Raw genomic sequence first — 18,327 nt, forward strand, 5'->3', positions numbered from 1 at the left:
TCAGTCAGTTTCCCCAGTTAGATTCCTGCGCCAGCTGCGCAACCGTTGTTTTCTCAAAATAATCATGCACCTGCCGCGCCAGATCCGGCAGAAGCGCTCCGAGCACGCAGTCATTCCGCGGACAGCGCGCCTTGCCGAAAAGGCACGGTTTACACAGCATCGTGCCCTCCATCAGTTCATAGATCTCCAACAGGGTGATTTCCGCCGGATCCCGGGCCAGTGAAACGCCGCCGGCCGGACCGCGGCTCGATGCCACATATCCCGCTTTGGTCAGTTTCTGGTGCACTTTGGCCAAATGATGCCGCGACGCTTCGAACACATCGGCTATTTTTGCGGTCGTCGATACGTGATCCGGCTCAAGCGCCAGATGAACCAGAGAATGCATCGCCAGCGCCGTTGCATCCGAAATTTTTATAATATCCGCCATACCTTTTCCTGAATAAGCAATGGCGTACCTCTTTACCGAAACCCCGGCAAATGATCCATTTAGACTTCATCTAAATATCAACAACTGCCCGCCCCGGAACCGGATTCCTTAAAAAAACTGCTCCCCAAGCCTGCGGACAGGCCGTATAAAAACGCGACCGTTAACCTTCCATCTGAATCCGGATTATCAATGAACACACCTCTCAGACCGCTTGAATATGCCTACCGCAGCAGCCGTCCGCTGAAAACCATGCTCTACCTGCTGAACCGCCGGTGGTATCACTACCTCGCAATTGCCTGTCTTTTCGGCTTCAAATATCTTCCCGTCTGCCTGCTGCCGGTTTTCATTACCGGAATCATCAACGCCTTCACCGAAGAAAACGGACGCATCGACCGCCTTCCGCTCTGGTTCGGTCTGATGGCCCTTTCCGTTTTTCAGAATATTTTTTCCCATACCGCCTATATCTACATGCTCAGCCATGCCGTTCGTGAAATGGAAAACCGGCTTCGCAGCGCACTGGTTGAACGGCTCCAGCAGCTCTCCATTCCCTTTCACAGCCGCACCGAATCCGGTCGCCTGCAGGCCAAAGTCCTGCGTGATGCAGAACAGATTCAGACACTCTGCATGATGCTTGGCGAAGTCGGCATGTCCATCATCGTCGGGTTTCTTTTCGCCATCATCCTGACCGCCCTGCGCGCCCCGCAGCTGCTGCTCTTCTACCTGCTCATGGTACCGCTCTCCGTCGGCATCACCGCACTCTTCCGTCGACACATCAACCGGCAGAACAACGCATACCGATCTGAACTTGAACAGATGTCCTCCGAAACTGTGGAAATGCTAAACATGATCCCTATCGCCCGCGCCCACGGACTGGAAGATACCGCCGTCAGCCGCTCCCGTTCCACTTTCAGCGCTGTCAGCCGTGAAGGACTCAAGCTCGATTTCATCAACGCGTTTTTCGGTTCCTCATCCTGGGCAACCTTCCACCTCTCGCTCATCGTTGCCCTTGCCCTGCTCAGCTGGCTGTGCATGAAGGGCCGGATATCCGCCGGAGAAATCATTCTGTTTCAAAGCCTGTTTGCCATGCTGGTTGCCGCAGTCAGTCAATTGCTCGGCATGATTCCCCAGATTGCCAAGGGCATGGAATCCATCCGCTCCATCGGCGAAGTGCTGGAATGTCCCGACCTCGAACAGGATACCGGACGGGAAACGCTCGAAACCCTCAAAGGACGTGTCGATTTCGAGCAGGTTCATTTTACCTATGAAAACAGCGATCACCACAGCGTATCCGATTTCACCCTGCCCGTAGCACCCGGAGAATGCATTGCACTGGTCGGCTCTTCCGGTGCCGGAAAATCCACGCTCATCCAGCTGCTCATCGGTTTTCTCCGGCCCTCTTCCGGACGAATTCTCTTCGACGGCATCGATATGGCCGAACTCGACATGCGCACCGTCCGCCGCTTCATCTCCGTGGTTCCACAGGAAACCGTCCTCTTTTCCGGATCCATCCGCGAAAACATTACCTACGGCCTCAACCACGTCTCCGAGTCTAAACTCGGCGAAGTGCTCGCAGCCGCCAATCTGACGGCATTCATTGAAGAACTGCCCGAAGGCCTGGAAACCCGGATCGGCGAAGACGGTGCCCGCCTCTCCGGCGGCCAACGCCAGCGTATCGCCATTGCCCGCGCGCTGATCCGCAATCCCAGAATCCTCATTCTCGACGAAGCCACCTCCGCCCTCGATGTCGTTTCAGAAAAACTGGTGCAGGAAGCCATCGACCGCGCGGTACAGAACCGCACCACCTTTATTGTGGCCCACCGCCTCTCCACCATCCGTCAGGCCGACCGCATCGTTGTCATGCAAGACGGCCGCATAGCCGAAACCGGCACCTATCAGGAACTGCACGACCTCCGCGGCATTTTCTACGAAATGCAGCAGCTCCAGCACTGAACCCAAAAAGCCCGGCAATAAACCGGGCTCTCCAGAGATTGGAACTGTGATTTACGCCTTCAGCGCTTCCGCAATGGCGTCACAGACATAGTCGATGTTTTTACGGGTCAGACCGGCGACGTTGATGCGCCCGCCTTTCACGATATAAACCGACTTATTCACTTTCAGCCACTCGACGATTTCATCGGAGAGTCCACTGAAAGAAAACATGCCGCGCTGTTCTTTAATGTAGGAGAAATCCTGCTCAACACCGCGTGCCGCAAGACCATCGACCAGGGCTGCGCGCATCTCTTTGATCCGATTGCGCATGCCGGCCACCTCGCCGATCCACTGGTTGTAAAGCGCTTCATCCTCCAGCACCGTCAGCGCCGCCAAGCCACCGTGCGCCGACGGATTGGAATAGTTTACGCGAACCGTCAGCTTTGCGTGGCTGAGCGCAACCGCGGTCTCTTCGGCCGAGGGGGTGACGATGGTGAATGCACCGGTCCGTTCATTGTACAGACCGAAGTTTTTCGAGAACGAACTCGCCACTACAAAATCAAGGCCGGCGGCAGCAAATTTTTCAACGGCCGTGCGATCTTCCTCAATACTGTCCCCAAAGCCCTGATAGGCAAAATCAAGGAACGGCATCCAGCCTTTGGTTTTGGCGATTTCGACCACCGCATCCCACTGCTCCCCGACCAGATCGGCTCCTGTCGGATTATGGCAGCAGACGTGCATCAGCACAATATCACCGGCCGGAACCTTTTCCAGCGTTCCGATCAATGCATCGTATTTCACGCCTTTGGTTTCCGGATTGTAGTACGGATAGTCCGCAATCTCGTAACCGGCGGCACTGAAAATCCCTTTGTGATTGGCCCAGGTGGGCGTGCTTACCCAGACTTTTGCATCCGGCCGGAATTTTTTCAGCAGATCGGCACCGACACGCAGCGCACCGGTTCCGCCCGGCGTATGCAGTGTGGCCGCCCGGTTGGAGCGGATCACTTCGCTGTCCACACCGAACAGCAGTTTCTGAACAGCCGCGCCATAGGCCGGATTTCCGGGAATGGGGAGATAGCTTTTTGTGGTTTCGGTCTCGGCCAGCTTTTTCTCGGCGGTCTTGATGCTGTTCAGGATCGGGGTCGTACCTTCATCATCTTTGAATACGCCGACGCCGAGATTGACCTTGTTTGGATTTTCATCCTTTTTGAACGCCTCGGTCAGCCCGAGAATTGCATCTGCCGGAGCAGCTTCGATTTCTTTCCACATGTTTATCTCTCCGTAATTTGAATGATGGATAATAAAAAAGAGCCGCGGCAGCTCCACGACTCTCCCGTTCACGCATCAGGAATAATACTCATTGTACCAACGCGTAATCGTGTCTTCGTCCACTTTCAGAATACCGATTTCGCGCTGTGCATTTTCCGGTGAATCCGAAGCATGCGCGGCGTTAACCATAATATCGGTTCCGTATTCTTTACGTACCGAACCCGGTTCCGCTTTGCTCGGATCTGTCGGACCAAGAATGCCGCGAATTTTTTCAATGGCGTTTTCACCGGCATAAACCAGCACCATACTGCGTGCAACGCCCTCAGCCATGGTGGAATCCGCATCCACATCCGGTGCCCAGAGACCGGTCATGTACTGCATGATGCTGTAGAACTGGTCATCACCATATGCCGGACCTAATGTGCCTTCCAGGGCTTCCCGTACTTCGGCCGGCATTTCAAAACCGAATTCCTTTTTCAGCACCTCGCAGGCCTTATCCACGGCGCGACCGCCCAGTTTTTCACGAAGCACATTCTGGACAGGACCATAAAATTCCTGCGCCTGCGCCAGACTCATTTTCTGTACTTTCGTGCCGACCAGCCGAAGACCGGAGCGGGAGAAAATATCAATGATATTGCCCGGCCGGGAGCTCGGGAATGTGAAGTTATCGGGCTTGATAATCACCAGTGCCTGTTCCGCATCCTTTTCATCAGCCATACGGATGGTGTTATCCAGAATACCGCCGTCCTGTTCAGAAAACTCCGCCCAGAGCCCGATGGTCTTTTTCGCGATTTCAACCGTCGGTGCAGCAAGTACCGCCGGCTCAAAATAAGTCACGTTGCCTTCATTGTCCTTGATATAATCCCCGAACGTACCGCGGATCGTATCTGCGCTTTCGATGGAATCTTCAAATCCTCCGATGGCATCGCGCAGTTTCTGCACGGCATTTTCACCTTCGAACAACAGCATCAGAACGCGGTGTACCCGCCCGTCTTCCATCGGAGCCATTTCGCGTTCGATATATTCAGAAAGTACCTCGCGGATTTCCGGCCAGACTTCATCTTCGCTGCGGATCAGATCCGCATACCGTTTAACCAGTTCACGGCTCGGGCCGATCATACGGGCCGCAACCAGCTCCAGCCCGGTAGTACTCATCAACCGACCCAATACCCCGCCGGTACGCGATTTACGCAACGTGTACGGGGTAATTAATACATATCCAAGTTCCTTTGACATTTACATCCTCCTGAAGAATTGGTGCACTTCATACCGATCAACGTTTACAGGCTCAACCCCCAAATGAGACTTTATGGATAATAAACTCCAGCAAAAACCGCTTCCGGAAAAGGTTGTCCGGCGTCATGCAGAGCTTCTTGAAGAGCTTCTGCCGGACTTTTCAACCCTCGTTATCGACGAAGGCCGACCGGCCGATGCCCTGCTTCAGGGATTCCTCCGTTCGCGCCGTGAACTCGGCTCACGCGACCGCCGTTTTCTGGCCCAGGCCGTCTTTTCCTATTTCAGATGGTATGGCTGGAGCGTCAGAAAAATCGGACTCCCCCCCTCTGAAGCCTGCCTGCTGGGCAGTGCACTCGAATCCACAGCACTTTCGCAGAGTTTTCTCTATCTGGAAAAAAGGCTGCATCTGCCCTTTCCTCTGGAATGTATGGGCGATCTGAATGTGCAGCAGAAATGCAACCGCCTCAACGAACTGCTCGCCGACCGTAAGAATTTCCAGCCGCTGGAACTTTCCGACCTGGTGCTGCCGGAATTCGGAAGTGTGGTCGATCCTGATAAAGAGGAAGCCTGTATCCACGCCTTCCAGCAGCGACCGCCCGCCTGGATCCGTACACGATCCGGCGCGGAAACCATTACTTCCGCTCTCACCGAAAAAGGTGTATCGAGTAAAACGCACAGCCGGGTTGAAGCCGCCGTATCCCTTGATCCCGGAATCAGCCTTCAGCATCTGCTGGGCGATCTGTCCGGAAGGTTCGTTGTGCAGGACCTGGCCTCACAATGCGTCGGTCTCGTTGCTGATCCGCAAAAAGGCGGCGACTGGTGGGACTGCTGCGCCGGGGCCGGCGGAAAATCACTGCATCTGGCCGACCTGATGGAAGAAGGAAAAGTCCTCTCCTCCGATATCCGTATTCCTGCTTTGAAAGAGCTGAAAAAGCGCGCACGAAAATACGGTATCAGAAGTATACGTACACAGCCGTTCAATGCCGCGAATGATGAACCCTTTACCAAAACCTTCGACGGAGTGCTCGTTGATGCCCCCTGCTCCGGCTGGGGAACCTGGAACCGCAATCCGGATGCGCGCTGGCGCACTTCGCGCCGCGATGTCATCCAGTGTGCAAGCCGTCAGCTCAAAATCCTGAATAATGTGAAGTGGTGTGTAAAACCCGGCGGACTGCTGATTTATGCCGTCTGCACCTTTACCCGGCCGGAAACCGAAGAAGTGGTCATGAACTTTCTCGACCAGCACCGCGATTTCAAACCGGAACCGTTTACCCATCCGCTCACCGGAGAGGAAACCGAAGGACAACTGCAGATCTGGCCGTGGGAAGGTCCCGGAGACGGCATGTTTATTGCCCGCCTCAGAAGAGAGACTTAAAAAACGCCGCGAGGCCGAAGTCATGATACTTCAGCCTCCGGCACTTTGTTCTTTTCAATCCTCTAAAACATCCAGCGATTCAATATCGGTGTTTTCAAAGGTCAGTTTTCCGAGGCGCAGTGCCACAGTTTCAGCACAGGGGCACGGCAGTGCCAGGGAATCTAGCACAAGACGTCCGGTGAACTCCTCATCCCAGCCACGCAGCCGCAGCCTCACTTTTTTATTCAGCACAATGCCGAACTTTTTTTCCACCCGCCGGAACGCCGCCTTTTTTTCGTTATTAAACTGGAACCAGCCCTCCTCACCGAGATCGCGCGGAAATTCGAGCAGATCGTCGGCAGCAAAGTTAAAATCCAACTGGTCTTTGGGGTTCTGTTCCATAAGCCCGACAAAATAACCAAAAAGAAGACCGTTTGAAAATCGGCTTTCATTTTTTTCCAGTGTCTGGAAAATCAAGCATCTCATTCAGAAAGGTTTAGCCGGGTCAAAATGATCCAAAGCCGAACCTTTCAAAACATGCATTCACATTGCACAACCCGATATTTTAAAAGGATACTGAAATGAAGAAACTGATTACTCTGTGCTGCCTTGCAGCGTTCGCAATCGCCCTTTCAGGCTGTGTAACCCGCAGCTACATTGACTCCCCGAAAAACCGCGGGGCCGCCGCCGATGCCAGCCAGAAATACGGCTCCAGCCCCGGTGAAAAAGTAAAAAGCAAAAAACGGGTCTGGATCTGGCAGAAAGAATTCCGCAATTCCAACTAATTATACCCTTTACTAAAACATTCCGGTCTTAACGACAGCGTTATTCCGCGCAGCGACGCAGAGCGCGCGGAGCCGTTTATGACTGAATTTCTCTGCGTCCTCAGCGCCTCTGCGCGGGATCAAATTTATACCGGATAGTTTTAACGTTTGGTATTAGAGGGTCTAACGGGAAAATACCTTAACAGGACCACGCCTAGAAGAGGAGGCTGTTTCCCGGAAATCATTTCCGAACAGATGGCCTCTCTGATTTATCCATATACACACGGATGCTGCACTCAACAGCAGCATCCTTTTTCGGAATGTTGTCCGTCTTCGTGCCGGCTTTTTCCATGCGGTCCTCCTCCCATGTGATTCCACGCACAGGCTGATCGTATCAGCCGAAGGAGCCCATTCAAATGAGCGAAACTATTTGTGCGTGATCTTCAGACGTGGACAATATGAGCGCCGAAAAGAAAAACGGACCGTTTAATTTACATCTCTTCACGGACGAGCGTCTTGATTGAAAAAAGCTGCCGGTTGTCGTTTCCTTCTATGCTCCTACTCAACGAATAACAACCAGCGCACTCTACCATACCCAAAGCATTGTGGGGTTCAACTATGAAAGGACCGATCGCACCTCCACCACGGAGATTTATTACCTTGGGTCCCCTGCTAAGCAGCAACCGTGTCCACAGTGCCGATTCTGAAACACCTCTCTGGCGTAAACCGGCAAAACCCGTGACATCCGCGGGCTTTGCATTGATTAAAAAATGCTGATGCGCGTGGCTGTCTGCCCTATTAAATGCCGGGCATGCGGGATATCAAACCATGAACCGATTGCGTTTTGTCCAGATTCGTATGTGCGTTATGCCCGATGGAGTGCGCGCTTCGTTCTGGCGCTACGGGCGGAAATATCGATCTCGACCATTTCAAAATTTACCGGGTTGCAATGGAAAACCATCAAGCACATTGAAAAGGCCTGGTTGGAAAAGAAATACAAACGGGTACATCTCGTACGATACCGCCTATCCTGGCATTGACGGCAAGCGGCTCGGCTACATCACTGTCGTACGCGACATCGACTCAGGTACGGTGTTCTACATTGGTAAGGGGAAAGGCGGCGACCCGCTTAAGAAATTCCGCAAGCGTATTAAAATCAAGCCGAAACAGATAAAGGCTGTCTCCATTGATATGGCCAGTTCCTACAACGCATGGGTTTAGCAGCCTGTCCTGTATATCCCCGTCAACCGATTTCGTTAATCTATGGAGTGCAACCCTCACTGAGTCTGAGTTAAAGACTTGGCTTAAGAACTTTTTCTTCCGCGTTTGTTTTTCCGGATTTGTTGATGAGGCAAAGCGCAAATAAGCCGCTCCCCTTTTCCCTTTATTCTTCCAGGGATTGAAAAAAGGCGGAGGCTTTCTGGTAGGCGAAAGCAAGGGTAAGCAACAGCAGGCCGGTGCCGATGAAGGCACCAATGCGTTGCAGACCTTCAAGTTCGGAAGAGTCAACGATCAACACTTTGAGCGTGGCGAGCCCGAAAAGGATGAGGCCGAAATAGCGGTGCGGCGCAGTACGGCGTTTCATACCGTAGAGAATCAGCGCGAGTGCACTGAGGGCCCAGAGGATGGTGATCCCCATGGCGGCCCAATCGGTTTTGACACGGCTGATTTCAAGGCTGAGCAGGCCAAGGGCGGAAGCGAGCGGCGCAAGATTCATGAGCCCTAAAAAGGCGGGCAGGGTTTCGAACATCGGGCCGTGCAGTTTCCTGAGCCGGGGCTGGATGGTTCCGGAAAGCAGAGCAAGCAGTGTGAGCTGCAGCCAGATATAGCGGTTGAGAAAGGGCTCCGGTTCCACGGAAAAGTTTTCCACAGCCAGAAAGGCATCGATCAGCAGCATTTTTAAAGGCACGGCAAAAAGCAGTAATGCGCCCAGCCACAGAATGGATAGGCGCGGTGGACCGAACAGCACCAGTCCGGTTCCGGCGGCGAGCAGGATGCCGGAGGTGAGCAGCCAGCCGGCGGGACTGTCGGTACCTACCGTCCAGAAAACATCGGTGAAGAAAAAGAGTACGGTCGAAATCGCGCCGATGAGCCACGCTGCATCAATCCAGGGATCGGGTTCATTTTCATCCGTCAGGCGCGCCGCACATTTTCCCTGCAGCGCCAGCAGTCCGGCCGAAACAAGACCGACCGCAAAACGGGCGTTCAGGAAAAGGTGCGGCGGCTCGGCGTAGAATTCGAAATCCAGTACCATTACTTTAAAAATACCGATCAGGCCGAGAAAAAAGGCTCCGGCCTGCAGCGTGCGCGATTTTACGCGCAGGGCAAACCAGGCGAGTATCGCACCCTGAATACCCCAGCCCAGCGATACCCATTCGCCGTCGAACTGTACAGGCAGCGCCATCGCAAGAGCAAAGATGCCGCCGGAGACAAAGGCTGTGGTTTCGCCGGAAAAACGAGTGAGAAGTTTATGCGAAAACGCCGCCACACCGAACTGCAGCATCCCGAAAAGTGCAAAAGCGGTCCCGCAGCCGTTTTTTCCGGTATCGGAAAAAAGCCAGTACAGCATACCGGGCAGGAAAACAGAGAGCAGCGCCAGACGGATCAGATCGACGGTGCGGCCGCGCACACGTTGCTCGTTGCGGAGTTTGAGCAGCCCCAGGGCGGCAAACTCGAGGTAGAGTACCGTGAAAAAGAGCAGCCCGAGTATAAAATCGGCGGCGTTGAGCCGATCCATCCAGATCAGCGAATGAAGCACGGTGAAACCAAATGCCAGATTGTAGAGCCACTGCCACCGGCGGCGGACGCCCAGCAGAATAACCGGCACATTAATGAGCGTAACGTAGACCAGCGGAAACACGCCGGCATCGAGTTCTCCGCCGATCAACAGCGGAGTGACAAAAGCCCCAAGCACGCCGAGTACCGCGACGGACTGCGAGGCATAAAGCATCGCCAGCCCGAAAACCGCAGCAGCGGAAATAAAGAGCCCGACGCCGGCGGAAACGGCTCCGATTAGGTGATAGAAGGCGTAGGCGGAAAATACAGTAAAATAAAACAGGGCACTCCCGCCCCCGGTAAGCACCCGGGAGAATACCGTGAATTTTTCATCAAGCCGGCTGACCCAATGTCCCAGTCCTGCCAGTGCCAGACCGGAAGCCAGACCGAATAAAACGCGGGCGCCGGGCCCGAGCCAGGCATGCTGAATGGCATAGCCGACAAGCAGGGCAATGCCGATGACCAGAATAGCGATACCGATGAAAGCGGCGGCACGGCCGCCCATAAGGAATTCGATGCCCGGTTTCGGAGCAGTCGGTTTTGCTGCAACCGGTTTGACCTCCACAGAGGATTCCGTGGAAACCGTCGGGCGGGATGCTGTAGAAACCGGTTCCGGTTTTACAGCCGGGCGGGGCTTTTCCGGAACCGGAGCGGAGGAAACTGAGCGGATTCGCTGCGGCTGAATCTGCTCAGCCGATTGATTTCTGAGTTTGCGCTCCAGTGCATCCAGCTCGTTCCGAAGACCGGAAACTTTTACCAGTGCGATGATTGAAATAATGATCGGCGCAAAAACGACGCCGAATACCGCAAGTACAATGAGCCCTTCCATGATGATCCCCTTTGCAAAAGGGGCATTATCGTGGAACTGAGCGGGAGGTCAATGCAGGATCAGTCTTCTTCAGCGCGAAGTTCGAGCGAAATCACAATGGCGGTTTCATCGACAACCGGTTCCGCCGGCTCGTCTGAATCGCCGCACCCGGCACAGGAGGAACAGGACCCGGAACATCTGGAAAGTGCATAACGGATACGGCCGCCGGCTTCAAGCTGATCAAGCCGCACCTGCAGAGCGGCGGGATCCATCTCCAGCGAGGCGGCCAGATTCCCGACCGACATCATGCGACGCGGCGTGAGAACTTCCATTATCTGATCAAGCATTTTTCATTTCTCCGGTTGTTCTCTCCTCCAACCGTTGTCGCTTATGTACGCCTGACCTCGTGCGCAAACGAGCTTTTTTTTCCGGGGGAGCAGTTTGAACCCGGTCTTAAAAGCAGAGGCTTTTAAATCCTCGGCCGCTCGGTATACTGTGTTGCAGTACATACAGATGATTATACCAACAGGAGCCGCCATGTATAAAACCGTATTCACCACCCTGCTTTTCACTCTCAGTGCCGTGTTTTGCGCAACGGCCCGGCCGACGTTTGACGCGGATCGGGATCTGCTGATTGCCCAATATGACAGTAAACCCGACCCCGACGATCTTCATGCCCAGGCCGCGGCAGGATGCATGCTGCGGCATCCGGACTGGAAAAACGTCAAGGTTTTCGCGGTCGCCGGTGCCTACGGCATCCAGAAGGGCAACTACATGGATTCCTCGGCACTGTTCACCATGGTGTTCGGCGAAAAAAATAAAGGATGGACGGATGCGCACAATGAACGCGATGCTTCCGTTGAACGGATTAAAAAGCGGGCCGAGGCAGTCCTCAATAAAGGCGGAAAAGTCTGGGTGGCCGAAGCCGGGCAGTCGAACATCACCGCCGACTGGGTAAAAGTGCTGATAGACGACGGAATGAACGAAGCCATTGTTAAAACCCGCGTTATTGTTGTTCAGCACAGCAAATGGAATGAAGACCAGACCGATGCCGCCGATCTGGCTTATGTGAAACAGAAAACCACCTATTTTGCCCTCGATGACGGAAACGCTCCCTTTGGCGAAACCGGCTGGGGCGACCGCGGCGACTATTCAACTCCCGAATTCCGCAACAAAAGCACCGAATACATGCAATCGGCCAAACGCTCCGCCAATCCAAAAGCGTCGGCTTACTGGACCGAAGCGGAACGGATTATCGACCATTATTATCCCGAAGGCTTTCCTCATGAATGGTCCTTTATCAAACCGGGCGGGGTCGATTTTTCCGATACGGTGGAAATCTGGTGGATTCTGCAGGATACCCTCGAAAGCAACGACACCGCCGGATTCTGGAAAAAATATGTGATCCAATAATCCGCCCGAAATCACCATTCTCTTCCGCCGATTTGATAAAGCCGGATAAGCCGGACGGAGTGCTAACGATAAAAAAATATCGATTTAAGCTTTCCAAGCTTTGGACCGACCGGTATACCCCATTCCATATTTTTATATCGATTGCGAAGGCCTAAATGATGATTATTTTTATCTGCAATTTGTTGTAGGGTAAAAAATGCGGTGATAGTTTTCGCGGATTATAAATTTCTAACTGATTAAGGAGTAGAGATATGGCACGTAAGAAAATTGCACTCATAGGCGCCGGGCAGATCGGCGGGACGATGGCATTGCTCGCCGCACAGAAAGAACTCGGCGACGTGGTAACCATCGATATCGCGGAAGGTGTCCCGCAGGGCAAAAGCCTCGACATCACCCACGGCGCACAGGTAATTCCTTCTTCCGTAAACCTCACCGGTTCCAACGATTATTCGGCCATGAAAGATGCTGACGTCGTCATTGTCACTGCCGGTCTTCCCCGCAAACCGGGCATGAGCCGCGACGACCTGCTGGAAGTCAACTGCGGCATCATTAAAACCGTGGGCGAAAACATCAAGGAACAGGCTCCGAACGCTTTTGTTATCGTGGTCACCAATCCGCTGGACGCCATGGTGTACACCATGCAGAAAGTCACCGGTTTCCCGGCCAATAAAGTGGTCGGCATGGCCGGCGTACTCGACAGCTCGCGTTTTTCCTCGCTGATCGCTCTTGAACTCGGTGTGGCCGCTGAAGACGTTACCGCCATGGTAATGGGCGGACACGGGGACACGATGGTTCCGCTCATCCGCTACGCTACGGTCGGCGGAGTTCCGGTAACCCAGATGCTTCCGATGGATAAACTCGAAGCCATTGCAGCCCGCACAGCAAAATCCGGCGGCGAAATTGTCGGCCTGCTGAAAACCGGTTCCGCTTTCTACAGCCCGGGCATCTCCGCCATCAAAATGGCCGAAGCCTATTTGAAAGACAAAAAATCGGTCCTCACCTGCGCCGCACGACTCAACGGTGAATACGGTATCGACGGTCTGTATGCCGGTGTTCCGGTCATCATGGGGGCGGACGGCGTCGAAAAAGTCATTGAAGTTGAGCTCGACGAAACCGAAAAAGCGGCGTTTGATGTTTCCATCAACGCGGTTAAAGAGCTGACCGAGTGGGTTGAAAACAACTTTTCTGCATAATCGCAGTACCTGCAGTTGTGCCATGCCGCTCAAATTGAGCGGCATGGCTTTATTGTTTCATTAACTATTAACCAGGGGATAAAAGGGCATGGGTGCCTTTCATCAATTATTAATCGATCAGCCACTGATCACACTGTTTGCGGTCATCGCAACCGGGCTGCTGCTCGGCAATGTTAAAATCAAGGGTCTCAATCTCGGCAGTTCCGGCGTTCTGTTCACCGCACTGCTGGCAGGCCATCTGGGCTATGCCATTCCGAGCGGCGTCGGAAAACTCGGGCTGGTACTCTTCGTCTACTGTGTCGGCATCGGTGCCGGCGACCGGTTTTTTGCTTCACTCGCCCGCGAAGGGGCCAATCTGGCAAAACTGGCCGTTCTGATTGTCGGACTCGGCGCACTGGTCACTTATGGCGGAGCATCACTGCTCCACCTTCCGCCCGGTCTGGCCACCGGTATTTTCGCCGGAGCACTGACCTCCACACCGGCACTGGCCGCCGCAACCGAAGGACTCGCCATGCAGGGCGGAGGCGATTCAGTTTCAATCGGCTACGGTATCGCCTATCCGTTCGGAGTAATCGGGGTTGTTCTTTTTGTGCAGGTACTTCCCCGTATCCTGCGGATCAATCTTGACGATATTAAAGACGATTCTCCGAATACCGAGAGCAACCGGGTTCAAACGGTGCTGGTTGAAGTCTGCAATCCGAATCTTTACGGAACCAAAATTTCCGAATCCGGCGTGACCCAGTTTAACGCCGTGCAGGTGACCCGTGTTCTGAAAGACAACTGCCTCGTTCCCCTGAGCTACGAAGATGAATTTGAAGAAGGCCAGCATGTTCTGCTGGTGGGCCGTCAATCCGAAATGAAAATGGCCGTCGAGTTCATCGGTGTGAAAAGCGACCGCAAAGTCCTCAAAGATGCCGACAACGAACGGCAGGATATCGTGGTAACCTCTCCGGCATTCACCGGCCAGAAGCTCGGCGACAAAGCCCCGCTTCGCAACTACGGTGTAGTCATCACCCACATCAACCGTCTCGGTCTTGAATTTGTCCCGAATGCGGAAACCATTCTCGAACGCCACGACCGCCTTAACTGCGTCGGCGCGGCGGATGACATCAAAAAATTCGCTGTAGCCGTCGGTCACCGCGCCAATGCCATTGATGCCACCGACCTGCTCTCGCTTTCCGTCGGTCTGACCCTCGGCATTATCGCCGGTCTCATGCCGATCGGTTTTCCCGGAGCCTCGCCGATCACGCTCGGCCTCGCCGGCGGCCCGCTGCTGGTTTCCCTGATTCTCGGGCACTTCGGTAAAGTCGGCCGCATTGTCGGCTTCATCCCCCGCCCCACCCGCATGCTGCTGCAGGAACTCGGCCTCGTGTTCTTCCTGGCGAACGCCGGTGTCAAAGGCGGAGCCATGCTGGTGCCTACGTTGAGAGAACACGGCCTGATCCTGTTCCTGCTCGGTATTGCCGTATCATCGCTCCCGCTGATTGTAGCGTGGCCGATTGCCACGAAATTCTTTAAGATGAATGCCCTGCAATCCCTCGGCGGTATCTGCGGCGGTATGACCTCCACGCCAGCCCTCGGCGCCATTACCGCCAAAACCGATTCCACCATTCCGGTGGTCAGCTATGTTTCGGCCTATCCGGTTGCACTGATCATTATGATCATCGCTTCGAAAGTCCTGATCAAACTCATCGGCGGCGGTTAAGCCATTCCGGCCTCATTCGTTGCAAACGCCCGGACATTTCCGGGCGTTTGCTGTATCCGGATACCGCAAAACAGAGCACGCTGCGTTACCGGATGGTTTCCGGAATTTCGCGGTAGAACAGAATCAGAATAATAGCAATGCCGATCGCTTCGCTCAGCACCGCCTGCAGGGCAGGATAGGGACCGGTGAACCAGGCAAAAAGAGTGAACGAAAGACCTGTCACAGTGATAATACCGTAGGTAAACACGGCGGTAATGCTGAAGGCGTCCTGCCATTCTTCGCGTAAATACCGCAACCAGCTGAAATACTGATAGCCCATCAGAATAAAAACCGTATAGGTCAGCCAGGAATAATTCTCAAAGGTTTCGACCATCATAAAAGCATCATAGAATCCATGAATCGCAACTGCCAACACCAGTGTAACAGCCGCCTGCGGAATATCCTTTCCCCGATGATAAACCGCCCGGGCGAGGCTCAGACCGCACATGGCGGTCAGCGCAATATGCAGAAAATTGGCAGTGGCAAACCGGGCAACGGCACTAAGACCGGCTGAAGCGCTGAAATAATTGATATTTTCTTCAATCGCGAATCCAAGCCCCACCAATGCCGCAACGGTCAGGAGGACCAGATCGCTTTTGCTGCGCAGAAACGGAATCAGCGGAACAAACAGCAACAGCTTGATCACCTCTTCTTTCAACCCGATGGCCAGGCAATACAGCAGTTGATGATACACCCCTTCTCCTAAACCGAAGCCCATCTGATGTTCCTGCCAGAAAACCGCCAGCAGCGTGGCGTGCGCCGAAAGCGCACCGAGCAGCAGCGCCGGAATGACAAACTTCCAGACATTGGAAAACCTTCCATTGAAGCGGATCAGCACGGTGGTCCAGATGAATCCCGAAAGCACCGCCAGAACGACCGTTGCCGGAAGAATATCCTCATACGCCGCCGGAATCAGCGTTTTCAGAATCATCGGCCAGTCGAGTCGGTGAATCGCAATATCCTGCAGCACCCAGGCCGAGAAAAAATCGCAATAGTCATCCTCCCGGGCAAGCGCATCAAGAATGTCGTACCGCTGCAGCTCGAGATAGATTTCCACAATCCGCTGACGCGCGTAAGCGGGATTATACAGATCAATCTCGCGGTAAAGGGCTTTGAGCTCACCCTCGCTGTTGCCCGTATTTTCAAAGGCCACAGCCAGCGCATAGTTGGCATCCGGCGGGGCATCGCCGGCGGCCAAGGATTCCAAAGGCTTGAAATCCCCCTCGACACAGGCCGTCACTAAGGCCTCGGCAATCGCCTGCTGATGAGAATCCAGCGCTTCAATGGATGGAAGCCGCACGGGCGCATCGGTTTCAATATAATAAAAGAGATCGGCGATATGCAGTATCTTGATGTGAAAAGCATCGTCCGATTCCAAACACTCCACCAGAGCCTTTGTAATCCGGTTCGACCCGCCCCGGTCCTCCATCGGTTCATCGGCACCTCTTCCGATCGTTTCCAGGGAAACCGGCCGGGAGATGATTTGCTGATAGAGACTGAGACGGTCCGTATTCAGAAAACTGATTCCGGTGCCGAGGGCCAGCAGTATGGCCGCAAGAAAAGCGGAGCTTTTCAGCAAAAAAGAAACACTGCGCGTTTTCTGAAACAGTTTCTGTTTATTCATCGTATTCCAATACAGCTTCCCTGACCGTGTTCATTCATACCCGCCTTTCCAGCTGTTGGGAAACAAATCAGTTCCTGAAAACCGCCCGCACCCATTGTATCCCCTCTTTAAACCCTTTCCCGAAAAGACAGTTTGCGTAAACATATATTCCCTATTTATTCCATAATTCGCCTATATAAAAGGTTAGAAAATACCCGAAATTATCCCATATATACTAAATTTTTAGGATATTATGCAGATTCTACATTGACAGTTTGCGAAAACACTCCTATATGTTTTCGAAAACATAAAAAGGAGGAACAGATGCGTACTGCAACAGGATACAACGAGAGAATGCCGTCCCTTTTCAAAAAGCTGTTTTCCGGATTTAACGCCGCTGCGTTTCCTGTACTGCTGCTCGCGGCGGCTCTTCCGGGCCGGAATGCCGGCGCAATGAAAGCTGTACCGATGGAGGAAAACGAAAATTATGCATTCGGTATTTCCGGATATCTCCGAACCGGAATCGGCATCAGCAAAGGCGGAAACACGCAGGCGGCCTTTCAGGCACCGGGTCCGCAGAATAAATACAGCCTGGGCAATCAGGCCGATACCTACGGCGAACTGGAGTTCGACTATGTGCAGTATCTTTTCGATGACAAAAACAAAAACATCGAAGGGGTCTGGATGGTTTCCGGCTGGGAGGCCTTCGACAGCGATTCGATGACCTACAACCTGACCGAACAGCTCTACGGCCGCGCCAACAATCTGTTCGGCAATGAAATCGACCTCTGGATCGGCCGCCGCTTTTTCGAGCGCCAGGCCATCCACATGCTCGACCGCCAATGGAACAATCCCGGGCAGGCCGGCGAAGGCATCGGCATTGAGGGCCTGTTCGGTAACCGGCCGGGCGAACACGACCTGAAACTGACCCTCTTTCATTTTAAGGATGACGATGTCATTTCCCATAAAAACGGCGAACACAACCGGCTCCATACCTACGCCTTCGATGTGCGCTGGGTGAAATATGCACTGAATGACCGGTGGGATCTCAATGCCAGCAGTACGTACAGCGTACGCATGGAAAACGAGGAGCTGGGCTATGAGACAAAGCACGGTTTCGGGGTCTCAGCCTGGCTCGACTACCTGAACGGCGATTATTCCAACCAGGCCGGTCTGGTACTCCGCCAGGGTGCGAATATTCCGATCAACCACTGGGACAGCGCAGCGGTACGCGAAAATCCCGGCACCTACAACGGCGATCCGAACTATGTGGAAAATGATCTGGATAAAGCCTACAGCATCGAACTGAACAATAACTGGCTGTATGATAATAAAGAGAGCTGGGCACTGAATCTGGTCAGCATTCTGCAGTACCGCAATCACGGCACGGCACCCTATGAGGAAGGGTCGTCCCCTTCTGCGAACCTCGGCGATGACGAATTCTGGTTCAGTCTCGGCGGCCGTTTTATCTATTATGTCACCGAACAGTTCCGCCTCTCCGTACAGCTGAGCAACGACTATGTCAACAACCGCCAGAAAGACATCGCCGGCAACCTGAGCATGATCACCTTCACCCCCGAACTCTCTCTGGCGAAGGGATACTATTCCCGCCCGGTTCTGCGCCCGTTCGTCACCTACGCCACGTGGAGCAACGATTTCCGCGGCGAGATCGGCAACGGACCGGGCAGCGCGCCTTATGGAAACGACACCTCCGGCCTGACCGCCGGCGTACAGTTTGAAATCTGGTGGTAATTAAAAAGGAGGAACCATGAAAAACACCGTCCAACCCCAAACAGGAATCAACGCATCAAC

15 protein-coding genes are annotated in these 18,327 nt (G+C 53.8%); 8 read left to right on the plus strand and 7 right to left on the minus strand.

The window, feature by feature from the left end; genetic code table 11:
- Positions 1 to 4 precede the first annotated feature (4 nt).
- Complete coding sequence (locus EGM51_14325; GenBank protein QBG48519.1) at positions 5 to 427, minus strand: Rrf2 family transcriptional regulator; 423 nt, start codon at positions 425 to 427, stop codon at positions 5 to 7.
- A 189-nt stretch (positions 428 to 616) separates the two neighbouring features.
- Here EGM51_14325 and EGM51_14330 point away from each other — a divergent pair, with 189 nt between their 5' ends.
- Complete coding sequence (locus EGM51_14330) at positions 617 to 2,377, plus strand: ABC transporter ATP-binding protein (GenBank protein ID QBG48520.1); 1,761 nt, start codon at positions 617 to 619, stop codon at positions 2,375 to 2,377.
- Positions 2,378 to 2,428: 51 nt separating this feature from the next.
- On the opposite strand, the gene EGM51_14335 is transcribed toward EGM51_14330, so the two are convergent.
- Together EGM51_14335 and EGM51_14340 are read right to left on the minus strand one after the other, a co-directional pair.
- A complete protein-coding gene (locus EGM51_14335) occupies positions 2,429 to 3,625 on the minus strand; it encodes an aspartate/tyrosine/aromatic aminotransferase (GenBank protein QBG48521.1) in 1,197 nt (398 codons plus the stop codon).
- Positions 3,626 to 3,700: 75 nt separating this feature from the next.
- Complete coding sequence (locus EGM51_14340) at positions 3,701 to 4,861, minus strand: nucleoside-diphosphate kinase (GenBank protein ID QBG48522.1); 1,161 nt, start codon at positions 4,859 to 4,861, stop codon at positions 3,701 to 3,703.
- 73 nt (positions 4,862 to 4,934) lie between these two features.
- On the opposite strand from EGM51_14340, the gene EGM51_14345 reads away from it, so the two are divergent.
- Positions 4,935 to 6,236, plus strand: coding sequence for an RsmB/NOP family class I SAM-dependent RNA methyltransferase (locus EGM51_14345; GenBank protein QBG48523.1), 1,302 nt, complete (start codon positions 4,935 to 4,937; stop codon positions 6,234 to 6,236).
- A gap of 54 nt (positions 6,237 to 6,290) precedes the next feature.
- Here the strand turns inward: EGM51_14345 and EGM51_14350 are convergent, their stop codons facing one another.
- Positions 6,291 to 6,701, minus strand: a complete 411-nt coding sequence (locus EGM51_14350) for a hypothetical protein (GenBank protein ID QBG48524.1) — start codon at positions 6,699 to 6,701, stop codon at positions 6,291 to 6,293.
- A gap of 95 nt (positions 6,702 to 6,796) precedes the next feature.
- On the opposite strand from EGM51_14350, the gene EGM51_14355 reads away from it, so the two are divergent.
- Together EGM51_14355 and EGM51_14360 are read left to right on the plus strand one after the other, a co-directional pair.
- Positions 6,797 to 7,000 carry a hypothetical protein gene (locus EGM51_14355; GenBank protein ID QBG48525.1) on the plus strand — a complete coding sequence of 68 codons (204 nt, stop codon included), beginning with the start codon at positions 6,797 to 6,799 and terminating at the stop codon, positions 6,998 to 7,000.
- A gap of 807 nt (positions 7,001 to 7,807) precedes the next feature.
- On the plus strand, positions 7,808 to 8,200 hold the full coding sequence (locus EGM51_14360; GenBank protein ID QBG48526.1) for a hypothetical protein: 393 nt from the start codon (positions 7,808 to 7,810) through the stop codon (positions 8,198 to 8,200).
- Positions 8,201 to 8,363: 163 nt separating this feature from the next.
- On the opposite strand, the gene EGM51_14365 is transcribed toward EGM51_14360, so the two are convergent.
- Together EGM51_14365 and EGM51_14370 are read right to left on the minus strand one after the other, a co-directional pair.
- Entirely contained in the window at positions 8,364 to 10,583 is a 2,220-nt protein-coding gene (locus EGM51_14365) for a DUF2339 domain-containing protein (GenBank protein ID QBG48527.1), read from the minus strand.
- Positions 10,584 to 10,642: 59 nt separating this feature from the next.
- Positions 10,643 to 10,909 (minus strand): hypothetical protein, encoded by a 267-nt coding sequence (locus EGM51_14370; GenBank protein ID QBG48528.1) that lies wholly within the window; start codon positions 10,907 to 10,909, stop codon positions 10,643 to 10,645.
- A 190-nt stretch (positions 10,910 to 11,099) separates the two neighbouring features.
- Between EGM51_14370 and EGM51_14375 the strand changes: the two genes are divergently transcribed.
- The 3 genes from EGM51_14375 to EGM51_14385 all read left to right on the plus strand — a co-directional run bounded on the left by EGM51_14375 (position 11,100) and on the right by EGM51_14385 (position 14,873).
- A complete protein-coding gene (locus EGM51_14375; protein QBG48529.1) occupies positions 11,100 to 11,975 on the plus strand; it encodes a hypothetical protein in 876 nt (291 codons plus the stop codon).
- A 251-nt stretch (positions 11,976 to 12,226) separates the two neighbouring features.
- A complete protein-coding gene (mdh, locus tag EGM51_14380; GenBank protein QBG48530.1) occupies positions 12,227 to 13,168 on the plus strand; it encodes a malate dehydrogenase in 942 nt (313 codons plus the stop codon).
- Between the two features lie 88 nt (positions 13,169 to 13,256).
- Positions 13,257 to 14,873, plus strand: a complete 1,617-nt coding sequence (locus EGM51_14385) for a YidE/YbjL duplication (protein ID QBG48531.1) — start codon at positions 13,257 to 13,259, stop codon at positions 14,871 to 14,873.
- An 85-nt stretch (positions 14,874 to 14,958) separates the two neighbouring features.
- On the opposite strand, the gene EGM51_14390 is transcribed toward EGM51_14385, so the two are convergent.
- Positions 14,959 to 16,536 (minus strand): PrsW family intramembrane metalloprotease, encoded by a 1,578-nt coding sequence (locus EGM51_14390; protein QBG48532.1) that lies wholly within the window; start codon positions 16,534 to 16,536, stop codon positions 14,959 to 14,961.
- 303 nt (positions 16,537 to 16,839) lie between these two features.
- On the opposite strand from EGM51_14390, the gene EGM51_14395 reads away from it, so the two are divergent.
- Positions 16,840 to 18,267: a hypothetical protein gene (locus tag EGM51_14395; protein ID QBG48533.1), complete on the plus strand. Its 1,428-nt coding sequence runs from the start codon at positions 16,840 to 16,842 to the stop codon at positions 18,265 to 18,267.
- The last annotated feature ends 60 nt before the right edge of the window (positions 18,268 to 18,327 follow it).

This window comes from Verrucomicrobia bacterium S94 (assembly GCA_004299845.1).
Lineage (GTDB): Bacteria > Verrucomicrobiota > Kiritimatiellia > Kiritimatiellales > Pontiellaceae > Pontiella.

Excerpts from the sequence above, each read along its gene's own strand:
- EGM51_14325 (QBG48519.1), bottom strand. The coding sequence starts at position 427 with ATGGCGGATATTATAAAAATTTCGGATGCAACGGCGCTGGCGATGCAT.
- EGM51_14330 (QBG48520.1), top strand. The coding sequence starts at position 617 with ATGAACACACCTCTCAGACCGCTTGAATATGCCTACCGCAGCAGCCGT.
- EGM51_14335 (QBG48521.1), bottom strand. The coding sequence starts at position 3,625 with ATGTGGAAAGAAATCGAAGCTGCTCCGGCAGATGCAATTCTCGGGCTG.
- EGM51_14340 (QBG48522.1), bottom strand. The coding sequence starts at position 4,861 with ATGTCAAAGGAACTTGGATATGTATTAATTACCCCGTACACGTTGCGT.
- EGM51_14345 (QBG48523.1), top strand. The coding sequence starts at position 4,935 with ATGGATAATAAACTCCAGCAAAAACCGCTTCCGGAAAAGGTTGTCCGG.
- EGM51_14350 (QBG48524.1), bottom strand. The coding sequence starts at position 6,701 with ATGAGATGCTTGATTTTCCAGACACTGGAAAAAAATGAAAGCCGATTT.
- EGM51_14355 (QBG48525.1), top strand. The coding sequence starts at position 6,797 with ATGAAGAAACTGATTACTCTGTGCTGCCTTGCAGCGTTCGCAATCGCC.
- EGM51_14360 (QBG48526.1), top strand. The coding sequence starts at position 7,808 with ATGAACCGATTGCGTTTTGTCCAGATTCGTATGTGCGTTATGCCCGAT.
- EGM51_14365 (QBG48527.1), bottom strand. The coding sequence starts at position 10,583 with ATGGAAGGGCTCATTGTACTTGCGGTATTCGGCGTCGTTTTTGCGCCG.
- EGM51_14370 (QBG48528.1), bottom strand. The coding sequence starts at position 10,909 with ATGCTTGATCAGATAATGGAAGTTCTCACGCCGCGTCGCATGATGTCG.
- EGM51_14375 (QBG48529.1), top strand. The coding sequence starts at position 11,100 with ATGTATAAAACCGTATTCACCACCCTGCTTTTCACTCTCAGTGCCGTG.
- mdh (QBG48530.1), top strand. The coding sequence starts at position 12,227 with ATGGCACGTAAGAAAATTGCACTCATAGGCGCCGGGCAGATCGGCGGG.
- EGM51_14385 (QBG48531.1), top strand. The coding sequence starts at position 13,257 with ATGGGTGCCTTTCATCAATTATTAATCGATCAGCCACTGATCACACTG.
- EGM51_14390 (QBG48532.1), bottom strand. The coding sequence starts at position 16,536 with ATGAATAAACAGAAACTGTTTCAGAAAACGCGCAGTGTTTCTTTTTTG.
- EGM51_14395 (QBG48533.1), top strand. The coding sequence starts at position 16,840 with ATGCGTACTGCAACAGGATACAACGAGAGAATGCCGTCCCTTTTCAAA.